Here is a 21619-nt window from a genome sequence, read left to right on the forward strand (position 1 = left end):
ACAGGCAGCTATGGCATACCCGGTGCTGTCCACCTATCGCCTACAGCTACGCGGTCCCTCGGCTGGTGATCCGTTCACCTTCGCCGACGCCGAGAAGCTCCTCGACTATCTCCACGGACTCGGCGTCAGCCACCTCTACCTGTCCCCCATCCTGACCGCCGCACCGGGGTCGGCACACGGTTACGACGTCACCGACCCCACCACGGTGTCCGACGAGTTGGGGGGCCCCGACGGTCTGGCCCGGCTGGCGGCCGCGGCCAAGGCGCGCGGACTGGGATTGATCGTCGATATCGTCCCCAACCATGTCGGGGTGGACCAGCCCGAGCGCAATCCCTGGTGGTGGGATGTGTTGCGCAACGGTCGCCAGTCGCCGTATGCCACGTTCTTCGACATCGACTGGTCAGCGGATCCTGATGGCCGGATTCTTCTGCCGGTCTTGGGATCTGACGAGGACGTCGCGGACCTGACGACGGACGGCGAGACGCTGCGGCTCGGTGACCTCGCTTTCCCGATCGCGCCTGGCACCGGCGACGGCACCGGGGCGGAGGTCCACGCTCGCCAGCACTACGAGTTGATCGGCTGGCGCAACGGAGTGTGCGGGTACCGCAGGTTCTTCTCCATCACGTCATTGGCCGGCCTGCGCCAGGAGGACCAGGCGGTGTTCGAGACCTCGCACAGCGAAATCGCCCGCTGGTTCCGCGACGGACTGGTAGACGGACTGCGCATCGACCACCCAGATGGCCTGACCGATCCGACCGGATACCTGCACCGGCTTCGTGAGCTGGTCGGGCCGCAGGCCTGGATCGTGATCGAGAAGATCCTCAGCGTAGGCGAGCCGTTGGACCCGTCGCTGCCGGTCGACGGCACCACCGGATACGACGTCCTGCGTGAGGTGGGCGGTGTCTTCGTCGACCCGACCGGCGCCCAGGCCCTGACCGAGCTCGTCGAGGCCAACGGGTTCGACGACGAGGATTCACCGGAGCTGTTGCGCCAGTTGAAGATCGGCGCGGCAACGATCACGTTGGCCAGTGAGCTGGCCCGGCTGCAGCGCTCGATCGTGGCCGCCGTCGGAGCCGACCATCCACAGCTGTCCGACGCGGTGGTGGCCCTGCTGACGAACGTCGGAGTGTACCGGTCGGATTACCAGAACCTATCCGCCCTGTTGTCGGCCGCGATCGCGCAGACGGTTGTCGAGCAGCCGGCGCTGGCCGCGCCCCTGGAACTGGTGTCGGCGGCACTGGTGCGGGCCGAACCGGCTGCGCGCCTGCAACAGTTGTGCGGGGCGATGACGGCAAAAGCGGTGGAGGACTGCTACTTCTACCGAGATCCGCGTCTGGTGTCGCTCAACGAGGTCGGCGGCGAACCCGATCATTTCGGTATCAGCACCGCCGAATTCCATCGCAGCGCCGCGGTCCGGGGCACGCTGTGGCCGACATCGATGACCACACTGTCCACCCACGACACCAAACGCGGTGAGGATGTACGCGCTCGGATCGGCGTGCTGTCCCAGGTGCCGTCGTTGTGGGGCGAGTTCGTTGCGAGCTGGCAAACCACCACACCGGCTCCCGATCCGCTGACCGCACTGTTCCTGTTGCAGAACATCTTCGGGGTGTGGCCGGCCGACGGGCAGGTCACCGAGGAATTGCGGGCCCGGTTGCACGCCTACGCCGAGAAGGCGATCCGCGAAGCCGCCTGGCACACCTCGTGGAACGACCCGGACACCGAATTCGAGGATGCCGTGCACGCGTGGCTAGATGCGGTGCTGGACGGCCCGGTCGCTACCGAACTCACCGGGCTGGTGGTCCAGCTCGAACCCCATGCACGCGGCGACGCGCTGGGCCAAAAGCTCCTCGCATTGACCGTCCCGGGCATTCCCGACATCTACCAGGGCACCGAACTGTGGGAAAACAGTCTCGTCGACCCCGACAACCGCAGGCCGATCGACTACTCCACACGCGGGGGCGAGCTGGAACGTCTGTCCCATCCCAAGATTCGGGTCGTGCGGGCCGCACTGCAGGCCCGGCGGGATCGACCACAGGATTTCTTGTCCGGTGCATACCGGCCGGTGCTCACCACCGGTAGCGCCGCCCACCATGTGGTGGCCTTCAGCCGCGGCTCCGACGTGCTGGTCGCGGTCACCCGCTGGACCGTCCGGCTGCGTCACTCGGGCTGGGGTGACACGATGCTGCCGTTGCCGGAAGGTCTTTGGACCGATCGCCTGACCGGTGCGCGCTTCAGCGGGCTGACGCCCGCCGGTGTTTTGTTCGGTGAACTTCCCGTGGTCCTGCTGGAGAGGTCAGATGCCTGAATTCGCGGTATGGGCGCCGGTGCCCAAACTGGTGCGCCTTGACGTCGACGGGCAGCTGCACGATATGACTGCCGGCGATGACGGCTGGTGGCGTGCCGATGTCGACTGCGCACCCGATGCGCGGTACGGCTTTGTCCTGGACGACGATCCGGCCGTCCTGCCCGATCCGCGGTCGGCTCGTCAGCCCGACGGTGTCCACGAGCGGTCCCAGCGCTGGGATGCCTCGGCGGTGCAGTGCTCGGATCAGCAGTGGAGCGGCCGCTCGATCGAGGGCGCGGTGATCTACGAATTGCACACCGGCACGTTCACCGCCGAGGGCACCTTCGACGCGGCCATCGACAAGCTGGACTACCTGGTGGGCCTGGGTGTCGATTTCGTCGAGCTGATGCCGGTCAATGCCTTCAACGGGACTCATGGCTGGGGTTACGACGGGGTGCTGTGGTACGCGGTGCACGAACCCTACGGTGGCCCCGACGGTTTGGTGCGCCTGGTGCGGGCTTGTCATCGCCGCGGACTCGGCGTGCTGATCGACGCGGTGTTCAACCACTTCGGCCCGTCGGGCAACTACCTGCCCAAGTTCGGGCCCTACCTGTCCGCGGTGAGCAACCCGTGGGGCGAGGGCGTCAACCTGGCCGGACCGGACGCCGACGAGGTGCGCCGCTACATCATCGAGTGTGCCCTGCGCTGGATGCGCGACTTTCACATCGACGGTCTGCGGCTCGATGCCGTGCACGCCCTCGTCGACAACACGGCGATCCACATTCTGGAGGAGATCGCAACCGAAACCGCTGCGCTGTCAGCGGTTCTGGGCCGTCCGCTGTCGCTGATCGCCGAGAGCGACCTCAACGATCCCCGGCTGATCACCCCGCGCGATCGCGGCGGATACGGCTTGACCGCCCAATGGGACGACGATATCCATCACGCCATCCACACCGCCGTCTCCGGCGAACGACAGGGCTACTACGCCGATTTCGGCTCGATGGCCACGCTCGCCAGCACCCTGCAGAACGGCTACTTCCACGCAGGCACGTACTCGTCGTTCCGGCATCGCCGACACGGCAGGCCATTGGACACATCGCTGATCCCGGCCACCCGCCTGATGGCGTACACCACCGATCACGATCAGGTCGGCAATCGAGCACTTGGGGATCGGCCGTCACAGTATCTGGACTTCGGACAGTTGGCCGTCAAGGCCGCGCTGGCCCTCGGATCGCCTTACACCGCAATGCTTTTCATGGGCGAGGAGTGGGGGTCCTCACATCCGTTCCAGTTCTTCAGCTCTCATCCCGAGCCCGAGCTGGCGATCGCGACGGCCGAAGGTCGCAAGGCCGAGTTCGCCAACCACGGCTGGGATGCCGATGATGTCCCCGATCCGCAGGACCCGCAGACGTTCCTGCGGTCCAAGCTGGACTGGGACGAGCTCGGCGACGGGGAGCATGCCCGGCTGCTGGCGTTCTACCGCGGACTGATCGCGTTGCGCGACACCGAGCCGGACATGGCCGACCCGTGGCTGGGCCACCTGGTGGTCGACTACGACGAGGACGAGCGCTGGATCGTGATGCGCCGCGGCCGAGTTGCGATCGCATGCAACCTCGGCGAGCAAACGGTGGACGTACCGGTTTCGGGCGAGGTGTTGCTGCAGTGGGGTAATCCCACTGTCGGTTCGGGCGGCACGAGCGGTTCGGTGCTTCCCGGCCATTCCGTGCTGGTCACGCTGACCGGTGCCAACGGCTAGCCGGCTGGCCGAGACGGGCGCCGTCGACATCCGGGCCGACCCGAGCGACTCGGCGGCGAACCGGCCTGACGGCACCGATGCCGACTACGTGTACACGACACCCGTCGAGCCCGATATCCAGAAAAGCACAGTGGAGCTCTTCGGCGCACGGCTGTTGGTCGGTTCGGCGCGACTGCACGGGGTCGCGGAGATGGACTAGGTCAGGTAGCGGTAGGCCGGTGAGCCGGGCTCCAGCGGCTCGACGTGAATGCCGGACGCGGCCATCCGCGCCCGCAGCCCGTCCAGGCCGGTGGCCGCACCGAGTTCGACGCCGACCAGCGCCGCACCGGTTTCCCGGTTGTTGCGCTTGACGTATTCGAACAGCGTGATGTCATCTCCTGGCCCGAGTATCTCGTCGAGGAATCGGCGCAGCGCGCCGGGCTCCTGCGGAAAATCGACCAGGAAGTAGTGCTTGAGGCCTAGATGCACCAGTGACCGCTCGAGCACCTCGCCATAGCGCGACACATCGTTGTTGCCACCGGAGATCAGGCACACCACCGTCGACCCGGGGGCGACATCGGCTTCCAGCAGACCCGCCACCGACAGTGCGCCCGCAGGCTCGGCGATGATGCCCTCGTTCTGATAGAGGTCCAGCATCGCCGTGCAGACCGCACCCTCGTCGACCGTGGTCACCGACACCATGCTCCCGGCCGCGGCCAGCGCCTGATAGGGCCGCGCACCGATCTGATTGACGGCCGCCCCGTCGACAAACTGGTCGACGTGCTCCAGGGTGACCGGTCCGCCGGCGGCCAGCGCCGCGATCATCGAAGCCGCACCGGCGGGCTCGACGCCGAGCACCGCGGTGTTCGTCGTCCGCTCGACCAGGTACGTGGTGATCCCGGCGATACACCCGCCGCCACCGACCGGTACAACGACCAGGTCCGGCTCGCCGTCGAGCTGTTCGAGGATCTCCACGGCGATGGTGCCCTGCCCGGCCATAGTGCGGGCGTCGTCGAACGGCGGGACCAGGGTAGCGCCGGTGCGCGCGACGTCCTCCAGCGCGGCCTCGGCGGCCAGGTCGTAGGTGCTGCCGCCGACGATCAGCTCGATGAACTCGCCACCGTGGTAGCGGATGCGATCACGCTTCTGCTTGGGAGTCTTGGCCGGCACATAGACCCGCCCGTGCACGCCCATCGTGCGGCAGGCCAGCGCAAACCCCTGGGCGTGGTTACCGGCCGATGAACACACCACCCCGGCCGCCAGTTCGGCCTCAGAGAGTTGACGCAACAAGTTGTAGGCACCGCGGACCTTATAGGACCGCACACTCTGCAGGTCCTCGCGCTTGAGGTAGACCTCGGTGCCGGTGGCCTGCGAGAGCCGGTCGCTGTACTGCAGCGGGCTCTGGCTGACCATGCCGGAAATTCGCCGCGCAGCCTCATCGATGTCGGCCGCTGAAAGCGGCGCTGACAATCGGGGCTGGCTCAGGTCGGCGGACACCACTCAATGGTGCCACCGCAGGGCCTGAATCAGAGAATCGGGGTGAGCACGAACACTGGGATCTGGCGGTCGGTTTTCTGCTGGTATTCGGCGTAATCGGGCCACGCCTGCACTGCCCGCTCCCACCAGGCGGCCTTCTCCGCACCGAAGACCACACGGATTCGGCCACAAGGCTGCAGCGGGCTTGGGACGCCACGGCACGACCCCCGACCGAAAGCCACCTCGCGCCGGCGGCATCGAAAGACGCTCCATGAGTCCAGCAGCAACGAACGCTCAGCCCGCGATCCTCAAGAGCGCCAGCGACTACCTGAGCCTGACTATCGAGCAGCGCTACACAGTTGTCAGCCAACACTTTCCGCCATGGCTGCTGGCTGAGCGGCGCTGGACGCTGTTCTTGAGACGGTGCCGGCGCGGTGTTCGCGCTGGTAGCACTACCCGAACACCCGAGAACCACATAGCCCGAATAAATGGTTTCGGGTCCACGAAATCGCGGTATAGTCGATCCATGACAAGCTTGGATCTGGTGCAGATCGCGGGTGTGCCGTGGCCGCGCTACAAGGTCGTGGCCCTGGCGCTCGGCCTGATCGTGTTCGTCGTGGTCGCCCTGGTCACCATGGATCCCGCACCGGCCGTGTTGCTGGCCGCCGGTACTTCCACCGTGATCTGGCTGGTGTTCGGCCTGCGCCGGCCGCGCCGCTAACGCTCCAAAATTCGTTTCAGGGTCGCCAGGTCGGCCGCCACCGCCGCCGCGTTGGCCGCGGGCCCGCGCCAAAGTCGCCATCTGCGTATCGATCTCGGCGAGCTTGGCCTGCGCCAGCGCCCGGCTCGCCGGCAGTCCCGGTGCGTCGTCGTCGAGCAGCACCGCGGCGCGCGACTGCGCAACCCGAACGTCTGGCCGGAAAGCGCGATCGTGCGGGTAGACCTAGCCGCCTAGGCAGCCAGGGCCCAGCAGCGCCTTCAGATCCCCCATCAGCGCCGAGGACGGGGTCACCCGCAGCGATTGATCGAGTTCCAGCGTGGTGATGCGATCACCACTGATCAGCCGCAGGTGCACCTGCGAGGTGCCGGGATGACGGGCCAGCACCTGCTTGAGCGCGGTGACCTTGTCGATGGTGCACTGCCGGGTGGGCAGGCTCACCGCCACCGGCCGGTCCGCCTGCGCATTGGAAAAGTCGGGCACCACAAGATCATTGGCGATCAGCGAGATCCGGTCGTCCTGGATGCGGACCTTACCGCCGACAAGCACCACCGCGTCGTCGGCGATCTCAGCCCCGAACATCGTGTACGTCTGCGGGAAGAACATCACCTCAATACCACCGGTGAGATCTTCCAACTGCGCTGAGGCCCAGGGCATTCCATTCTTGTTGACCCGCCGGTTGACGCCGGCGAGGATACCGCCGACCCGCACCTGGGTGTCGTTGGCGATATCGCCGGCGAGGATGTTCGGGATCTGGGTGTCCACCTGAGCGTTAAGCAGGTGCGCCACCCCGTTGAGTGGGTGCCCGGAAACGTACAGCCCCAACATCTCCCGTTCGAGCGCGAGCTTGTGCTTATCGTCCCATTCCTCGTCGGGAACGCGGATGGTGAACGCCGAATCGTTGGTATCGCTGTCGTCACCGCCGCCGAACAAGTCGAACTGGCCGATCGCCTCGGCCTTCTTGGTGCCCAGCACCGAGTCGACGGCGTCGGTGTGGATCAGGAACAGGCCCTTGCGGGGATGATTCAGCGAGTCGAAAGCCCCGGCCTTGACCAAGGATTCGGTGACTTTCTTGTTACAGGCCGAGATGTCGATCTTGTTCAGGTAGTCCGAGAAATCGGTGAACTTACCCTTGTCGCCACGGGTGGCGACCAGCGAACTGACCACATTGGCGCCGACGTTGCGGACCGCGCCCAGCCCGAACCGGATGTCGTTACCCACCGAGGCGAAGTTCTGCACCGACTCGTTGACATCGGGTGGCAGCACGGTGATGCCGAGGCGGCGGCAGTCCGCCAGGTAGACCGCGGCCTTGTCCTTGTCGTCCCCGACGGAGGTGAGCAGCCCGGCCATGTACTCGGCCGGGAAATTGGCCTTGAGATAGGCGGTCCAGTAGGACACCAGCCCGTAGCCGGCGGCATGCGATTTGTTGAATGCGTAGCCGGCGAACGGCAGGATGGTGTCCCACAACGCCTTCACCGCTTTTTCGGAGAAACCGTTGGCGGTCATCCCCTCTTTGAAACCCTGGTACTCGGCCTCGAGGACCTCAAGTTTCTTCTTGCCCATGGCTTTTCGCAAAGCATCGGCCTTACCCATCGAGTAGGAGGCGACCTTCTGCGCGATGAACATGATCTGCTCTTGGTAGACGATCAGGCCGTAGGTCTCGTTGAGGATCTCCTTGAGCGGTTCCTCCAGCTCCGAGTGGATCGGCTTGATGGCCTGCCGGTTGTTCTTGCGGTCGGCGTAGTCGTTGTGCGCGTTCATGCCCATCGGGCCCGGGCGGTACAGCGCCAACACGGCGACGATGTCGTTGAACTCGGTGGGCTGCATGCGCCGCAGCAGGTCACGCATTGGCCCGCCGTCGAGCTGGAACACGCCCAGCGTGTCACCGCGCCCCAGTAGTTCGTAGGCCTTCGGGTCGTCAAACGGCAGGGAGTCGAGGTCCAGGTCGATACCGCGATTGGCCTTGATGTTCTCGATGCAGTCACCGATGATCGTCAGGTTCCGCAGGCCGAGGAAGTCCATCTTCAGCAGGCCGATGGCCTCGCACGACGGATAGTCCCAGCCGGTGATGATCGCGCCGTCCTGCGGCCGCCGCCAGAGCGGGATCGCCTCGATCAGCGGTTCGGAGCTCATGATCACCGCGCAGGCGTGCACGCCCGCGTTGCGGACCAGGCCCTCGAGCCCGCGCGCGGTCTCGTAGATGGTGCGCACGTCGGGGTCGGTGTCAATCAGGGCGCGGACCTCGGCGGCCTCTTTGTACCGCTCGTGGGTGGGATCGGTGATGCCCGACACCGAGATGTCCTTGGCCATGATCGGCGGTGGCAGCGCCTTGGTGATCCGGTCGGCGATCGCGAAGCCCGGCTGGCCGTAGTGGACGCGCGCCGAATCCTTCAGTGCCGCTTTGGTCTTGATGGTGCCGAAGGTGATGACCTGGGCCACCCGGTCGCTGCCCCATTTCTCGGCGGCGTAGCGCACCATCTCACCGCGGCGACGGTCGTCGAAGTCGATATCGATATCGGGTGCCGACGGGCGCTCCGGGTTCAGGAACCGCTCGAACAGGAGCCCGTGCGGAATCGGGTCGATATTGGTGATGCCGAGCGCATAGGCCACCAGCGACCCGGCGGCCGATCCGCGGCCGGGCCCCACCCGGATGTCGATCGACCGCGCGTAGTTGATCAGGTCGGCGACGATCAGGAAGTACGACGGGAAGCCCTTGCCGCAGATGACGTCGATCTCGAAGCTCGCGCGCTCGGTGTATTCCGGGGGCACCGCGTCCGGAAAGCGCCGCCGCAGACCGGCTTCGACCTCGTGACGCAGCCAGCTGCCCTGGTCGTGGCCGTCGGGCACCGGGAAGATCGGCATCCGGTCGGTCGGGGCCCAGACGTCGGCGTAGGACTGCACCCGCTCGCCGATCAGCAGCGTCGAATCGCAGGCCTCGGGCACCTCGGCGTCCCACAGCGCGCGCATCTCGGCGGCCGACTTCAGGTAGTAGCCGTCACCGTCGAACTTGAACCGGTTGGGGTCCGACAGTGTCTTGCCGGTCTGGATGCAGAGCAGCGCCTCGTGGTTGTGCGACGCATCGCGAGTCACGTAGTGGCAGTCGTTGGTGGCCAGCGCCGGGATGCCGAGCTTGCGGCCGACCTCAAGCAGGCCCTCACGGACCCGGCGCTCGATCGACAGCCCGTGGTCCATCAGTTCCAGGAAGTAGTTCTCCGGGCCGAAGATCTCCCGCCACTTGGCGGCCGACTCCAACGCCTCCTTCTCGTGGCCCAGCCGCAACCGGGTCTGGACCTCACCGGACGGGCAGCCGGTGGTGGCGATGATGCCCTCGGCGTGCTCGGCGATGATCTCGGCGTCCATCCGCGACCACTTGCCGAGCTGGCCCTCGAATGAGGCCAACGTCGACAGCTTGAACAGGTTGCGCAGGCCGGTGGCGTTCTCGGCGACCATCGTCATGTGGGTGTAGGAGCCGCTGCCCGACACATCGTCGCTCTTCTGGCCCGGATCACCCCACAGGATGCGGCGGGTGTCGAACCGGGAGCCGGGAGCGATATACGCCTCGACCCCGATGATCGGCTTGATGCCGACCTTGGTGGCCGCGTTGTAGAACTCGCTGGCCCCGAACATGTTTCCGTGGTCGGTCATACCGATGGCGGACATCCCGAGACGCTGCGCCTCGGCGAACATTGGGGTGATCTTCGCGGCACCGTCGAGCATCGAATACTCGGTGTGGTTGTGCAGGTGTACAAAGCTCTTACCCATAGGCCCGTCAGTCTAGGGCCGCCGACCGACAGCCTTCGGCGTGTCGCGGTACGTGTCCGGGCCGGTGGCGATAACTCTGAACCGATCGCTACCGCACACCCGCGCCACACTGATATCCAGATGCCTATGTTCGCGCGCAAACCCCCGCTGCGCAGTGTGGGCAACGATCCCGATTACCGGTTCACGCTGGCCAACGAACGCACGTTTCTGGCCTAGCTGCGCACCGCGCTGGCCGGGCAGCGCACGATCCTCGGCACGCTTCTCGTCGGCGCGCTGACCCTCCGGTGGAGTGTGACCGAACGTTTCCCGGCCGGCCCAGGAGTGCTCGTCACCCTGATGTCCGCCTTGGCCAGCCTGTTCCTGGTCGGCCAGCGCTACCAGCGGGTGCGCCAGACCGTCATGGCCGGGCAGACACCGCTGTCGCGCTACCTGATTCCCGCGGCCACAGTGTTCACGGTCGGGGTCATCCTCGCCATCGGCGCGGGCATCGTGGTCGAGTACACGCGCCTGTAGGTCAGGCTTCGTCCTTCAGCATCCGGGCGATCTCGGCCGCTTGCTCGCCGGTCACCTCACCGGAGAGCTGCAGCACCTCACTGTCGATCGCCTTGGTGATCTTGGGCGCCCAGACGATGACGCCGGCCCGGACGAACGCGACCTGCTCGTCGATGTGCGCGGCGGTGTAATCGGCGAACGCCCGGGCCGATTCCTCGGTCATCGTGACCTGCACGGTCTGTTTGGCGGTCAGCGGGTTCAGAAACGAATCGACATCGGTCAGCTGAATCCGCAACGCTTCCGGCCCCAGGGTGTACACCGCGGACTTGAGGATGTCGCACGTCCGCAGCGGCTGGTCCGGCGGTGTCGGCGGCGGCGGGGCGCAGTCGTCGCCTTGCGGGACGTAGGCGGGGCCGATCACCGGGCGCAACGCCAGCGGTTTGATGGTCAGCGGGCGCGGGGCGGTCGTGGTTGTCGTCGACGCCGCCGTCTGATCCTGCCGATCGAACAGGATGCCCGGAGTCAGCAGCACCGCGACAATCGGCACCACAGCGGCCACCGACGATAACGCGGCGACGATCGCGATCCGGATCCGCCGGTTGCGCTGAGAATTGTCGGTCATACGCTCCTCGATCTGCGTTCTCGTTGGCTCAGATGGGTACCGGCGCACCGAAGCCGGGAATGATGCCGATCGGGATCACCGCCAGCAAGATGGCGCCGACGGCGAACACGATCAGGGTGCGCCGGGCGGGCGGCTCGTCCACCTCGGGCTGATCGCGGGTGTACAACAGGAACACCAGGCCGAGATCGAAGGCAATGATGACCCACCAGCGGACCCAGTCCACGCCGGTGCCGAACACCGGCAGGATCATCACCGCGCCGATCAGCATCGCCAGCGGCCGTGCGCGCAGGATCGTGACGAATCGCCGCACCGGAACACCCGACACGTGGCCAATCGCCAGCATGCTGATCACCAGTGTCACGACCCCGTAGACGGTCGAACCGGCCAGCGCGATGACACCGATACTGGCGACGAACCGCACGCCTTCGGTGAAGGTCATGTCGAATAGCGGCAGGAAGGCCCGGCAGAACCAGTCGTGATAGTCGACGTAGTAGTGGAAACCGCTCAGCAGCTGGCCGACCGTGGGTTTGCCCGCCAACGGATGGTTCATCATCCCGTGCTGGACCACGTGGCACAGCTGGGGTGACACCTTCCGTCTGCCGAAGGCAGCCAGGGCCGCGGCGACCAGGAGGGCGGGTCCGAGCGCCAGCACAACGCTGGCCCGAAACGCCTTGGTATCCAGCCGGTCCGCAAGCACTGTCAACGCCGCCAGCGAACCGAGACCGAACAGGAACGGGCTGGCCTCGTGGATCAGTGAGAGCACCGCCAGTACCAGACCGTAGATCGCACTGGAGATCACGGTCGCGCGGGTGGTCGTGACTCGGGTCAGCGCGAGCGCGAAACCGATCAGCGCAGCACCTCCCAGCAGGTCGGTGCGCGCCGAGAACAGGGCGAACGCAAAACCGAACGGCAGCACGGGAATCAGCAGGGCCAACAGCCCGCGTCGCTGCGAGCGGCCCGACCTGACCGCAACCGACCAGGCCACCGCGGCGAGGCCCAGAGCGAAGACCACGGTCGGAACCCAGCGCAACACGATGAGCCCACCGAAGTAGTGCTGCCGGCCGAACAGGCCAAGGATCTCGCCGGCCAGTCCGCGCCGGATGAAACCGGTCCTGTAGTCGATGACGAAGTACGAATACCAGTAGCCGTCGGGGATCAGGGTCAGCGCGATCGTCAGCAGTACGGCGGCCCACACCGCCAGCAGCACCGTGAACGTGATGAAGAAGCCACGCCGGCCACCGGTGGTGACCGCGGTGCTCGGCATCGGATGAGTATAGGGTCGGTTCGCGTGAGCCAAGACGCGGCGGTCGCCTATCTGGGCTTCCACGAGAAGGCCAATCTCGGCGACGACGCGATCTACGACGCCGTCAAATCGCAGCTACCCGGGGTCGTGTTCACCAACGTCCCCCGACAGGCCCATGAATTCGTGTTCCCGCCCGCCGCGGCACTGGAGCGGCTACGCCGGCCGAGCACGCTGGTGATGGGCGGCGGGACCCTGATCGGAGTGCGTTATTTCCGCATGCTGGCCAGGATCGGGCTGGCGGTTACGAAGAACAACGGAAAGTACGCGATCGGCGTCGGTGTCCAGGACCCCGGCTACACCGGACGCGGCAGCGGGTCGGGCGGGAGCGAGCTCACCAAGTGGAAACCCATCCTCGCCGGTTTCGACTCGGTCTCGGTGCGTGGACCCCGAAGCGTCGAACTGCTCGACAGCATCGGTATCTCCGCCCAGGTCACCGGTGATCCGGCGCTGATCCTGCCGCGACCCGAAGTGCCGGTCTCCGACGGACTGATCGGGGTGAACCTCGGCTACGGCGACGACCTCTGGGGACATGATCCGGCCGGGGTCGCCGAGCAGGTCGCCGTCGCGGTGCGCGAGCTGGCGGGCCGCGGCCACCGGTTCGTCGGGATTCTGATGAATCCGAGCGACCGTAAATGGGTCGAAGTGGCGTTGCGAGATGTCCGTGCCGACATCCTGCTGCCCGCCAACGCTGAGGCAGCCACGGCGGAATTCGGCCGCTGCTCGGCGGCGATCGTCTGCCGGCTGCACGCCGGGATCTTGGCGGCGCTGTCCGATACGCCGGTGGTTTCGCTTGAGTACCAACCGAAGTGCCGCGATTTCGCGCTGTCCATCGACGACGAGGGCGCACTGATCCGCACTGATCAGGTGACCGGCGCCGCCGTCGTCGACCGCGTGCTCGGCGCACTCGCCGACGCGACCACCCTCCGGGCCACCAAACGCGCTGCCGTGGACCGGCTCCGGGTCCAGCTGCACTCCGAGTACGGGGCCCTGCGCCGTCAGCTCGGTATCGCCGCCGACTGACGGGTGCGGCGCAGCGCATCACCGCTGAACACCAAGAGCGCCAGCCAGATCAGCGCGAAACCCGCCCAGCGCGCCGGTGGCATCGGCTCGTGCGCCACCACCACTCCCCAGGTCATCTGCATGGCCGGATTCAGATACATGAGCAGCCCGAGGGTGACCAACGGCAGGCGGTGGGCGGCGGCGGCGAAGAACAGCAGCGGGATCGCGGTAATCGGACCCGAGAGCATCATCAACGCGATGTGGCCCGCGCCGTTGTTGGTGAACTGCCCATGCCCGCTCGCCTGCAGCACGACGATGTAGGCGATGGCGCACGGCGCCGCGATCGCCGCCTCCAGGCCGACGCTGACCCGCGGGTCGACGGGCACCACCTTCTTCACCACGCCGTAGAGGCCAAAGGTGAAGGCGAGACCGAGCGCGATGAACGGCGGTCCGCCCACCTCAAAGGCCAGCAGCAGCACCGCAGCCAGCGCGATCAGCACCGCCACGATCTGAGCCCGGTTGAGCCGCTCTCGGAAGATCAGCACCCCGAGCAGCACGCTGATCAACGGGTTGATGAAGTAGCCGAGGGCACCGTCGATCACGTGTCCGTTGTTGACGGCATAGATGAAGATCAGCCAGTTCGCCGATACCAGTGCCGACGCGCCCGTCAGCAGCAGCCAGGTGCGACCGGTGATCGCTCGTAGATCGGACAGCGTGCGCATGGCCACCACCACACCGGCCATCAATATCAGCGTCCAGACGATGCGGTGGGCCAGAACCTCTAGAGGCCCAGCGGGTTTCAGTAAGGGGAAGAACGCCGGGAACAACCCCCAGGATCCGTACGCCCCGATCCCGTAGAGCAGCCCGCCGGACTTGGTGTCCTTGACGGCGCCCGTCACGATTCGACGCGCAGCTGGTCCAGCGCGAGCTGCAGATCGGCAGGATACGGGCTGGCGACCTCGAAATGCCTGCCGTCGGCCGGGTGGGCGAACGCCAGTGACCGGGCGTGCAGCCACTGCCGTTCCAGGCCGAGCCGCTTGGCCAGCACCGGATCGCCACCGTAGGTCGGATCACCGACACAGGGATGGTGCAGCGCGGCGAAATGCACCCGGATCTGATGGGTACGGCCGGTTTCCAGGTGGATGTCGAGAAGGCTTGCCGCCCGGAACATTTCGAGTGTGTCGTAGTGGGTGATGCTATGCCGCCCGGCTTCGGTGACAGCAAATTTCCAGTCGTTGCCGCGGTGCCGGCCGATCGGTGCGTCGATGGTGCCGCTGGACGGATCCGGATGTCCTTGCACCACAGCGTGATAACGCTTATCGACAGTGCGCTGTTTGAACGCGCGCTTGAGCACGGTGTAGGCCCGCTCGGACAGCGCCACCACCATGACCCCGGAGGTGCCGGCGTCGAGCCGGTGCACGATGCCCTGGCGTTCGTGGATCCCGGAGGTACTGATCCGGAATCCCGCCGCGGCCAGCCCGCCGAGCACGGTGGGGCCATACCAGCCGACGGTCGCGTGCGCGGCTACGCCCGGGGGTTTGTCGACGGCGACGATATCGGCGTCGGAGTACAGGATTGTCATGCCCTCGATCTCGACGGGCGTGTTCTCCGGCGGCGGGGCTTCCTCGGGGATGTGGACATGCAGCCACGCGCCGGCCTCGAGGCGATCCGATTTGCCCGCCCGCACCCCGTCGAGCTCAACGCCGCCGTCCTCGGCGATCGCCGCGGCCACCGTGCGGGACAGCCCCAGCAACCGGGCCAGACCGGCGTCGACCCGCATACCGGCCAGACCCTCGGGAACCGGCATCGAGCGTTCGGCCATCAGGCGGTCTCGGCCTTGTCGTCCGCCGCTGTGTCATCGGCTGTGGCCGGCTCGCTCGTGCGCCGGCCGGTGGTGTCGAAGTCGTAGCCGAACAGCGAGAGGGCGACCAGCAGGATCGCCCCGCCGACCACCGCGGGGTCGGCCACGTTGAACACTGGCCACCAGCCGATGGACAGGAAGTCGACGACGTGACCGCGCAGTGGGCCTGGCGAGCGGAAGAACCGGTCGACCAGGTTGCCCAGCGCACCGCCCAGGATCATGCCCAGGCCCAGTGCCCACCAGGGCGACACCAGCCGCCGGCCCATCCAGATGATGCCCACCACCACACCGGTGGCCACCAGCGTCAGCACCCAGGTGTAGCCGGTGGCCATGGAGAACGCCGCCCCGGAGTTGCGCACCAAAGTCCAGGTGACGGTGTCGCCGATGATCGACACCGGTTGTCCCGGGGTCAGCCACCGCACCGCCAGCACCTTGGTGATGACGTCGAGGGCCAGCACCACGCCTGCCACCGACAACAGCAACCGCAGCCGCAGCCGCGTCTCGGTGTCAGGCGTGGATTCGTCGTCGGTCACTCCCCCATCATTCCCTAGTCTGTTGGGCATGCCGCGACTTGTCGTCGTCACCACGGGCGGGACCATCTCCACCAGCGCCGACCACGACGGCGTGCTGCGGCCCGTGCACGGCGGCGCAGAGCTGGTATCGGGCCTGGATGCGCGCGTGATCGACCTGTTCGCCGTGGACAGCTCGCAATTGACACCCGCCGAGTGGCTGCGCATCGGCGCCGCCGTCACCGAGGCCGCCCGGTACGCCGACGGGGTGGTCGTCACGCACGGCACCGACACGATGGAAGAGACGGCGCTGTGGCTGGAGCTCACCTACGGCGGCGCAGCCCCCGTGGTGGTGACCGGCGCGGCGTTGTCTGCCGACGCCCCCGACGCCGACGGCCCAGGCAATCTGCGCGACGCCCTCGCGGTAGCAGCCAGCCCGCTGGCGCGCGATCTCGGTGTGCTGATCTGCTTCGCCGGGGTCGTGCTGCCCGCGCTGGGCACCACCAAGGTGGGTGGGCCGGGCTTGTTCGGTGGTCGCCCGCCGGTGGGGTTGGTCAGTGACGGCTGCTTTTCGGTGACCGGCGGCAAGGAACGTGCGTATCTGGGAGCGGTGAAAGAGGTTGGGCGGGTGGACATCGCGGCGGCCTACCCCGGCGCCGACGGGACCGCGATCGACGCGTTCGCCCTCGCCGGTGCTCGCGGGCTGATCATCGAGGCGATGGGAGCGGGCAATGCCGGCACCCCAGTGGTCGACGCCGTGCGGCGGGCGTGCGCACGGGGGCTGGCGGTCGCGGTGACCACCCGGGTGCCGCATGGCCGTACCGAGGCGCGGTACGGACCGGGCCACGACCTGGTCGACGCCGGCGCGGTGATGGTGCCGCAGCTGCGCAGCTCTCAGGCTCGCACGCTGCTGACGGTGGCGCTCAGCCTGGGGCTACCCGTGCTCGATGTCATCACCCGGTGGGGCTGAGCGGTCATCACCCGGTGGGGCTGACCGGGCCTCCAGCTCCGCGAGATAGTCAGCCCAGTCCAGGCTGTCCACCGGGTTGGCTTTGAGCAGCTCGGGCTCTCCGGCCGGGAAGGTCCGCATCACGCCGGGGCCACTGCCGCGGGTCTCGAACCGCACGCTGACCACACCGTGGCCGGCACCCTGCACCCAGCCGTGGCCGAAGCCGGCATGGCTGACATCGTCGCCGATACGCCAGCCGGCGGCGTCGAGCACGGACTCCGGCACCGGCACATGGGTGTCCACCGTGTCAGCAGCAGCCGCATCGAATTGTTCGAGGTCGGGGAACAGCGACTCTTGGCGGACATCGGATAGGCCCGAAAAGCCAACGCCGAGAAGGCGAATGGGGCCGACCTCGCGCGGGTCGAGCAGCAGTCGGTGTGCGGTGGCACTGAGCGTGCCGGCATCTCCGGAGGCATACGGCAGCGTCGCCGAGCGGGTGAGCGTGGTCATATCCGACCGCTTGAGTTTGACAGTCACCGTGCGGGCCCCGCGGCCGTCACGCTCCAAACGCCGGTGGGCGTGCTCGGCGATCGGGCCGATGGCATCACGCAGCTGCTCGATGGTGGTCAGGTCGGCGGGGAATGTCGACTCGGCGCTGATCTGCTTGGCCTCGGCACGTTCGGCGACCGGCCGGTCGTCGACACCGCGAGCGAGGCGATGCAGTGCGACGCCGACGGCGCCGCCCAGGATGCTGGCAGCTTCGGTATCGGACAGGGCGGCCAGCTGACCGATGGTTTCAATGCCGAGCCGGTGCAGTTTCTCCCCGGCCACTGGGCCGATCCCCCACAACCGGCGCACCGGAAGGCCATCGAGCAGGGGCCGTTCCTCATCGCGGCGGACCACTCGCAGCCCGTCGGGTTTGGCCAGTTCCGAGGCGATCTTGGCGATCTGCTTGCCCGATCCGGCACCGACCGAGGCGACCAGGCCGGTCTCTTCGCGCACCCGCCTGCGCAGCAGAGCGGCGAATTCCTCGACGTCCGCGGCACTGGCCCCGACCAGTTCGGCCGGTTCCCCGAAGGCCTCGTCGAAGGACAGTTGCTCCAGTACGGGCACCATCGCCCGCACGGTGTCCAGCACGCGACGGCTCGCGACGCCGTAGACCACTCCGCGGGGGGGCAGCACCACCGCGGGCGCTCCGACCATGCGGCGGGCCTGATGCATCGGCATCGCCGAGCGCGCGCCGAACACCCGGGCCTCGTAACTGGCCCCGGCCACCACACCGCGGCCGCCGAGCCCGCCGACCAGCACCGGCCGGCCGCGCAGCGTCGGGCGGGTCAGCTGCTCGACGGATGCGAAGAACGCATCCATGTCGAAGTGCAGGACCCAGCGCTCCATGCCTCGATCCTATTGCCCGCCGAGTGGCCACTTATCACACGATATTTGCCTTGTATGCGTGCATAACTGGCCACTCGTCACTGAGCCGATCTGCCGCCAAAGTCTCAATCCGCTGTGGCGACTCTCCTGAGCCGGTACTTGTAGCCTCGACCGACCGAGCCGATCATCCACCCATCCTCGTCAGGTTGAGTGCTCAGCCTTCCGCCGACCATATCTAGGCCTGAATCTTCTGGCGTGCCCACCCGTAAAGCCGGATTTGGCACGATCGTGAAGCTGTGGGCCAGGAGTTCCTGTGCCATAAAGCTTCTCAGCTCATCGCGCCAACCTTCTTCGAATTCCCGAATGGTCAGTTCCAGCTCAATTCGGTCCCCGATATCCAATCCAAGCCTGCGTCGGACCTCTTGGAATTCCCGAATCATGTCCCGCGCCCAGCCCTCGGCCTCCAACTCGGGCGTGAGCGTGCCGTCCAGCACTACCAGCCCGGTGCCCTCGGGGAGCGCGGCGGTCCACTCGGGATCGGCCGCGACCAGTTTGGCCGTGAACTCCTCTGGCAACAGCACCGCCGGGCCCGCGGTGAGCGTGCCGTCAGCCCCCAGCACATAGTCGCCGGCTTTGACCGCCTTGATGGCGGCCTGCACGTCCTTGCCGATACGCGGTCCTGCAGCTCGGGCGTTGACCGCGAGCTCGAAGCGGCCGTAGGCCGGGATGTCGTCGGTGAGCTCGACGGCCTTGACATTGAGCTCATCGGCGATCAGGTCCGCGAACGGTGCGAGCGCCGACGGATTATCAACCGCGACAGTCAGTTTCGGCAGCGGCAACCGCACCCGCAACCTGTTGGCCTTACGAAGCGAGGACGCCGTCGAGCACACGTCTCTCACCTGGTCCATGGCCGCCACCAGCGCGGGGTCCGCGGGGACGACACCAGCCTGCGGCCAGTCGGTCAGATGCACCGAACGCTCACCGGTCAGGCCACGCCAGATCACCTCGGTGGACATCGGCAGCAGCGGAGCCGCCAGCCGAGTGGTCACCTCGAGCACGGTGTGCAGGGTGTCGATGGCATCACGATCCTCATCCCAGAACCGCGAACGCGACCGGCGCACATACCAGTTCGTGAGCGCCTCGGTGAACTGGCGCAGCTGCTCGCAGGCACCGGAGATATCGCAGACATCCATCGCACCGGTCAGCCCGTCATGCAGCTCAGCGAGCTTGGCCAGGATGTAGCGGTCCAGCACATGGGTCGAATCCACGCGCCAGGTACCGATTTTCGGCGCGTACAAGGTCAGGAAACTGTAGGCGTTCCACAGCGGTAGCAGCACCTGCCGGACACCTTCACGGATACCCTGTTCGGTGACCACCAGATTGCCGCCGCGCAGGATCGGCGAGGCCATCAGGAACCACCGCATGGCATCGGAGCCGTCGCGGTCGAACACCTCGTTGACATCGGGATAGTTGCGCAGCGACTTGCTCATCTTGGCGCCGTCGTTGCCCAGGACGATCCCGTGTGACACACAGGTTTTGAACGCCGGCTTATCAAAGAGCGCGCTCGACAGCACATGCAGCGTGTAGAACCAGCCGCGCGTCTGGCCGATGTACTCCACGATGAAGTCACCCGGGAAGTGGGTCTGGAACCAATCCTGGTTCTCGAACGGGTAGTGCACCTGAGCGTATGGCATCGACCCGGAGTCGAACCACACGTCGAAAACGTCGTCGATACGGCGCATCGTCGAATTACCGGATGGGTCATCGGGATTGGGCCGGATCAGCTCATCGATATAGGGCCGGTGCAGGTTGTCCGGACGCACGCCGAAGTCGCGCTCCAGCTCGTCGAGGCTGCCGTAGACGTCGATCCGCGGGTGCGCCGGATCGTCGGATACCCACACCGGAATGGGGGTTCCCCAGTAGCGATTTCGCGAGATCGACCAGTCCCGCGCGCCCGATAGCCACTTGCCGAACTGGCCGTCTTTGACGTGTTCGGGATACCAGGTGATCTGCTGGTTGAGTTCGACCATCCGGTCCCGGAACTCGGTGACCTTGACAAACCATGACGACACCGCGCGGTAGATCAGCGGATTGCGGCAGCGCCAGCAGTGCGGATAGGAGTGCTCGTACGTTTCGTGCCGAATCAGCACCGGGGCGTTCACCGCGGCCGATCCGGTGCCGTTCTTCAGATCCCGGATGATCTGCGGGTTGGCGTCGAACACGTGCTGGCCCTGATAGTCCGGCACCGTGACGTCGAAGCGACCCTTGGAGTCCACCGGGGTGACCGGCACGATCCCGACGGTGTCGGTGGTCGCCTTATCGTCCTCACCATAGGCGGGCGCCATGTGCACCACACCAGTGCCGTCCTCGGTGGTGACGAAATCGCCACGCAGCACCTGAAAAGCGTTGGAAGAGTCACCGAAATAGGGGAACGGCGGCAGGTAATGCAGGCCGAGCAGCTGTGCACCGGTGACGGTGGCGAGCACCTCGGGCTCCTCCCCGAACTCGCGCGCATAGGCGCCCAGCCGCGCCTGCGCCAGCACGAGGCGGCGGTCATCGACCCGGATGACGACGTAGTCGACCTCGGGGTTGACCGCCACCGCCTGGTTGGACGGCAGCGTCCACGGCGTGGTGGTCCAGATCAGCAGGTACGCGCCGTCCAGATCGGATCCGGGCTCGTTGACCCGGAACCCGACGGTGATGGCCGGGTCCTGCCGGCTCTGGTAGACGTCATCGTCCATCCGCAGCTCGTGGTTGGACAGCGGGGTCTCGTCATTCCAGCAGTACGGCAGCACCCGGACGCCTTGATAGGCAAGGCCCTTGTCCCACAACTGTTTGAACGCCCAGATGACCGACTCCATGAACGACAGGTCGAGTGTCTTGTAGTCGTTGTCGAAATCGACCCAGCGGGCCTGACGGGTCACGTAGTCGCGCCACTCGCTGGTGTACTTGAGCACCGATTCGCGGCAGGCATCGTTGAACGTCTCGATGCCCATCGCTTCGATCTCGGCCTTGTCGGTGATACCGAGCTGACGCTGCACCTCGAGTTCGGCCGGCAGCCCGTGGGTGTCCCAGCCGAACCGGCGCTCGACCTTGTAGCCGCGCATCGTGCGATAGCGCGGCACGATGTCCTTGACATAGCCCGTCAGCAGGTGGCCGTAGTGCGGCAGGCCGTTGGCAAACGGCGGACCGTCGTAGAACACGTATTCTTTCGCGCCGTCGCGGCGGGAGATACTCGCCCGGAAGGTATCGTCGGTCGCCCAATAGTCGAGCACCTCGAGTTCGAGGGCGGGAAAACTGGGTGAGCCACCGGCCGGCTTCGGATAGCCATTCTCGGTCACGTGCGCGTTCGTCTCCTGTGCCAGCTGCCTGGGCACGGGGACGACGACGCGCTGGTGCGCGAGCGCCGCGGTACCACCCCGCTTACGCGCGTCATCCGCGCGTCGCTCTTGTATCGGCTATGACGGGCCTGCCCGTTCGGTTCTACTCGGCCCGCGAAGTGGGCTGTTCTTCCGAAGGCTCCCCGGTGATA

Annotated in this window: 16 protein-coding genes and 2 pseudogenes; 7 read left to right on the top strand and 11 right to left on the bottom strand. The window is 66.6% G+C overall.

What is annotated here, in order from left to right; translation table 11 throughout:
• Positions 1 to 10 precede the first annotated feature (10 nt).
• From treY to G6N13_RS21345, 3 genes are read left to right on the top strand one after another with little or no spacing between them, the layout of a single operon-like run.
• Positions 11 to 2308, top strand: a complete 2298-nt coding sequence (treY, locus tag G6N13_RS21335; RefSeq protein ID WP_163700188.1) for a malto-oligosyltrehalose synthase — start codon at positions 11 to 13, stop codon at positions 2306 to 2308.
• On the top strand, positions 2301 to 4043 hold the full coding sequence (treZ, locus tag G6N13_RS21340) for a malto-oligosyltrehalose trehalohydrolase (protein WP_163700191.1): 1743 nt from the start codon (positions 2301 to 2303) through the stop codon (positions 4041 to 4043). The genes treY and treZ overlap by 8 nt, the downstream gene beginning before the upstream one ends.
• A complete protein-coding gene (locus G6N13_RS21345; RefSeq protein ID WP_163700195.1) occupies positions 4030 to 4242 on the top strand; it encodes a hypothetical protein in 213 nt (70 codons plus the stop codon). The genes treZ and G6N13_RS21345 overlap by 14 nt, the downstream gene beginning before the upstream one ends.
• Here the strand turns inward: G6N13_RS21345 and ilvA are convergent.
• On the bottom strand, positions 4239 to 5519 hold the full coding sequence (gene ilvA, locus G6N13_RS21350) for a threonine ammonia-lyase IlvA (protein WP_163700198.1): 1281 nt from the start codon (positions 5517 to 5519) through the stop codon (positions 4239 to 4241). The two genes, G6N13_RS21345 and ilvA, sit on opposite strands and share 4 nt — an antisense overlap.
• Before the next feature lie 29 nt (positions 5520 to 5548).
• Positions 5549 to 5677 (bottom strand): annotated as a pseudogene (locus tag G6N13_RS21355) (nitroreductase/quinone reductase family protein); the annotation flags it as partial.
• Between the two features lie 347 nt (positions 5678 to 6024).
• Here G6N13_RS21355 and G6N13_RS21360 point away from each other — a divergent pair.
• Positions 6025 to 6219 (top strand): hypothetical protein, encoded by a 195-nt coding sequence (locus tag G6N13_RS21360; RefSeq protein WP_163700200.1) that lies wholly within the window; start codon positions 6025 to 6027, stop codon positions 6217 to 6219.
• Positions 6220 to 6276: 57 nt separating this feature from the next.
• Here the strand turns inward: G6N13_RS21360 and G6N13_RS25475 are convergent.
• Together G6N13_RS25475 and dnaE are read right to left on the bottom strand one after the other, a co-directional pair.
• Positions 6277 to 6381: pseudogene (locus G6N13_RS25475) on the bottom strand (MerR family transcriptional regulator); the annotation flags it as partial.
• Positions 6382 to 6441: 60 nt separating this feature from the next.
• Entirely contained in the window at positions 6442 to 9978 is a 3537-nt protein-coding gene (gene dnaE / locus G6N13_RS21370; protein ID WP_163700203.1) for a DNA polymerase III subunit alpha, read from the bottom strand.
• A gap of 291 nt (positions 9979 to 10269) precedes the next feature.
• Between dnaE and G6N13_RS21375 the strand changes: the two genes are divergently transcribed.
• A complete protein-coding gene (locus tag G6N13_RS21375) occupies positions 10270 to 10491 on the top strand; it encodes a hypothetical protein (protein WP_235677853.1) in 222 nt (73 codons plus the stop codon).
• 1 nt (position 10492) lies between these two features.
• Here the strand turns inward: G6N13_RS21375 and G6N13_RS21380 are convergent, their stop codons facing one another.
• Together G6N13_RS21380 and G6N13_RS21385 are read right to left on the bottom strand one after the other, a co-directional pair.
• On the bottom strand, positions 10493 to 11092 hold the full coding sequence (locus G6N13_RS21380) for a SecDF P1 head subdomain-containing protein (protein ID WP_163700204.1): 600 nt from the start codon (positions 11090 to 11092) through the stop codon (positions 10493 to 10495).
• 28 nt (positions 11093 to 11120) lie between these two features.
• Positions 11121 to 12389: an Rv1490 family membrane protein gene (locus G6N13_RS21385; RefSeq protein WP_235677854.1), complete on the bottom strand. Its 1269-nt coding sequence runs from the start codon at positions 12387 to 12389 to the stop codon at positions 11121 to 11123.
• Here G6N13_RS21385 and G6N13_RS21390 point away from each other — a divergent pair.
• The gene (locus G6N13_RS21390; RefSeq protein ID WP_235677855.1) at positions 12381 to 13415 is read left to right on the top strand and encodes a polysaccharide pyruvyl transferase family protein; all 1035 of its coding nucleotides are present in this window, start codon (positions 12381 to 12383) and stop codon (positions 13413 to 13415) included. The genes G6N13_RS21385 and G6N13_RS21390 overlap by 9 nt on opposite strands.
• Here the strand turns inward: G6N13_RS21390 and rarD are convergent.
• The 3 genes from rarD to lspA are packed head-to-tail and all read right to left on the bottom strand — an operon-like array spanning position 13391 to position 15818.
• Entirely contained in the window at positions 13391 to 14293 is a 903-nt protein-coding gene (gene rarD, locus G6N13_RS21395; protein ID WP_163700211.1) for an EamA family transporter RarD, read from the bottom strand. The two genes, G6N13_RS21390 and rarD, sit on opposite strands and share 25 nt — an antisense overlap.
• A complete protein-coding gene (locus G6N13_RS21400) occupies positions 14290 to 15216 on the bottom strand; it encodes an RluA family pseudouridine synthase (RefSeq protein WP_163700216.1) in 927 nt (308 codons plus the stop codon). The genes rarD and G6N13_RS21400 overlap by 4 nt, the downstream gene beginning before the upstream one ends.
• Positions 15216 to 15818, bottom strand: a complete 603-nt coding sequence (gene lspA, locus G6N13_RS21405; RefSeq protein WP_163700219.1) for a signal peptidase II — start codon at positions 15816 to 15818, stop codon at positions 15216 to 15218. The genes G6N13_RS21400 and lspA overlap by 1 nt, the downstream gene beginning before the upstream one ends.
• Between lspA and G6N13_RS21410 the strand changes: the two genes are divergently transcribed.
• Positions 15817 to 16734, top strand: coding sequence for an asparaginase (locus tag G6N13_RS21410; RefSeq protein WP_163700221.1), 918 nt, complete (start codon positions 15817 to 15819; stop codon positions 16732 to 16734). The two genes, lspA and G6N13_RS21410, sit on opposite strands and share 2 nt — an antisense overlap.
• On the opposite strand, the gene G6N13_RS21415 is transcribed toward G6N13_RS21410, so the two are convergent.
• Positions 16699 to 18108 (bottom strand): DNA polymerase IV, encoded by a 1410-nt coding sequence (locus G6N13_RS21415; protein ID WP_163700224.1) that lies wholly within the window; start codon positions 18106 to 18108, stop codon positions 16699 to 16701. The two genes, G6N13_RS21410 and G6N13_RS21415, sit on opposite strands and share 36 nt — an antisense overlap.
• A gap of 104 nt (positions 18109 to 18212) precedes the next feature.
• The gene (gene ileS, locus G6N13_RS21420; protein WP_163700226.1) at positions 18213 to 21428 is read right to left on the bottom strand and encodes an isoleucine--tRNA ligase; all 3216 of its coding nucleotides are present in this window, start codon (positions 21426 to 21428) and stop codon (positions 18213 to 18215) included.
• Positions 21429 to 21619 lie beyond the last annotated feature (191 nt).

Origin of the sequence: Mycolicibacterium sarraceniae (genome assembly GCF_010731875.1) — a bacterium.
Taxonomy (GTDB): Bacteria; Actinomycetota; Actinomycetes; order Mycobacteriales; family Mycobacteriaceae; genus Mycobacterium; species Mycobacterium sarraceniae.

Excerpts from the sequence above, each read along its gene's own strand:
- G6N13_RS21415 (WP_163700224.1), bottom strand. The coding sequence starts at position 18,108 with ATGGAGCGCTGGGTCCTGCACTTCGACATGGATGCGTTCTTCGCATCC.
- G6N13_RS21410 (WP_163700221.1), top strand. The coding sequence starts at position 15,817 with ATGCCGCGACTTGTCGTCGTCACCACGGGCGGGACCATCTCCACCAGC.
- G6N13_RS21400 (WP_163700216.1), bottom strand. The coding sequence starts at position 15,216 with ATGGCCGAACGCTCGATGCCGGTTCCCGAGGGTCTGGCCGGTATGCGG.
- G6N13_RS21360 (WP_163700200.1), top strand. The coding sequence starts at position 6,025 with ATGACAAGCTTGGATCTGGTGCAGATCGCGGGTGTGCCGTGGCCGCGC.
- dnaE (WP_163700203.1), bottom strand. The coding sequence starts at position 9,978 with ATGGGTAAGAGCTTTGTACACCTGCACAACCACACCGAGTATTCGATG.
- treZ (WP_163700191.1), top strand. The coding sequence starts at position 2,301 with ATGCCTGAATTCGCGGTATGGGCGCCGGTGCCCAAACTGGTGCGCCTT.
- lspA (WP_163700219.1), bottom strand. The coding sequence starts at position 15,818 with ATGCCCAACAGACTAGGGAATGATGGGGGAGTGACCGACGACGAATCC.
- G6N13_RS21380 (WP_163700204.1), bottom strand. The coding sequence starts at position 11,092 with ATGACCGACAATTCTCAGCGCAACCGGCGGATCCGGATCGCGATCGTC.
- treY (WP_163700188.1), top strand. The coding sequence starts at position 11 with ATGGCATACCCGGTGCTGTCCACCTATCGCCTACAGCTACGCGGTCCC.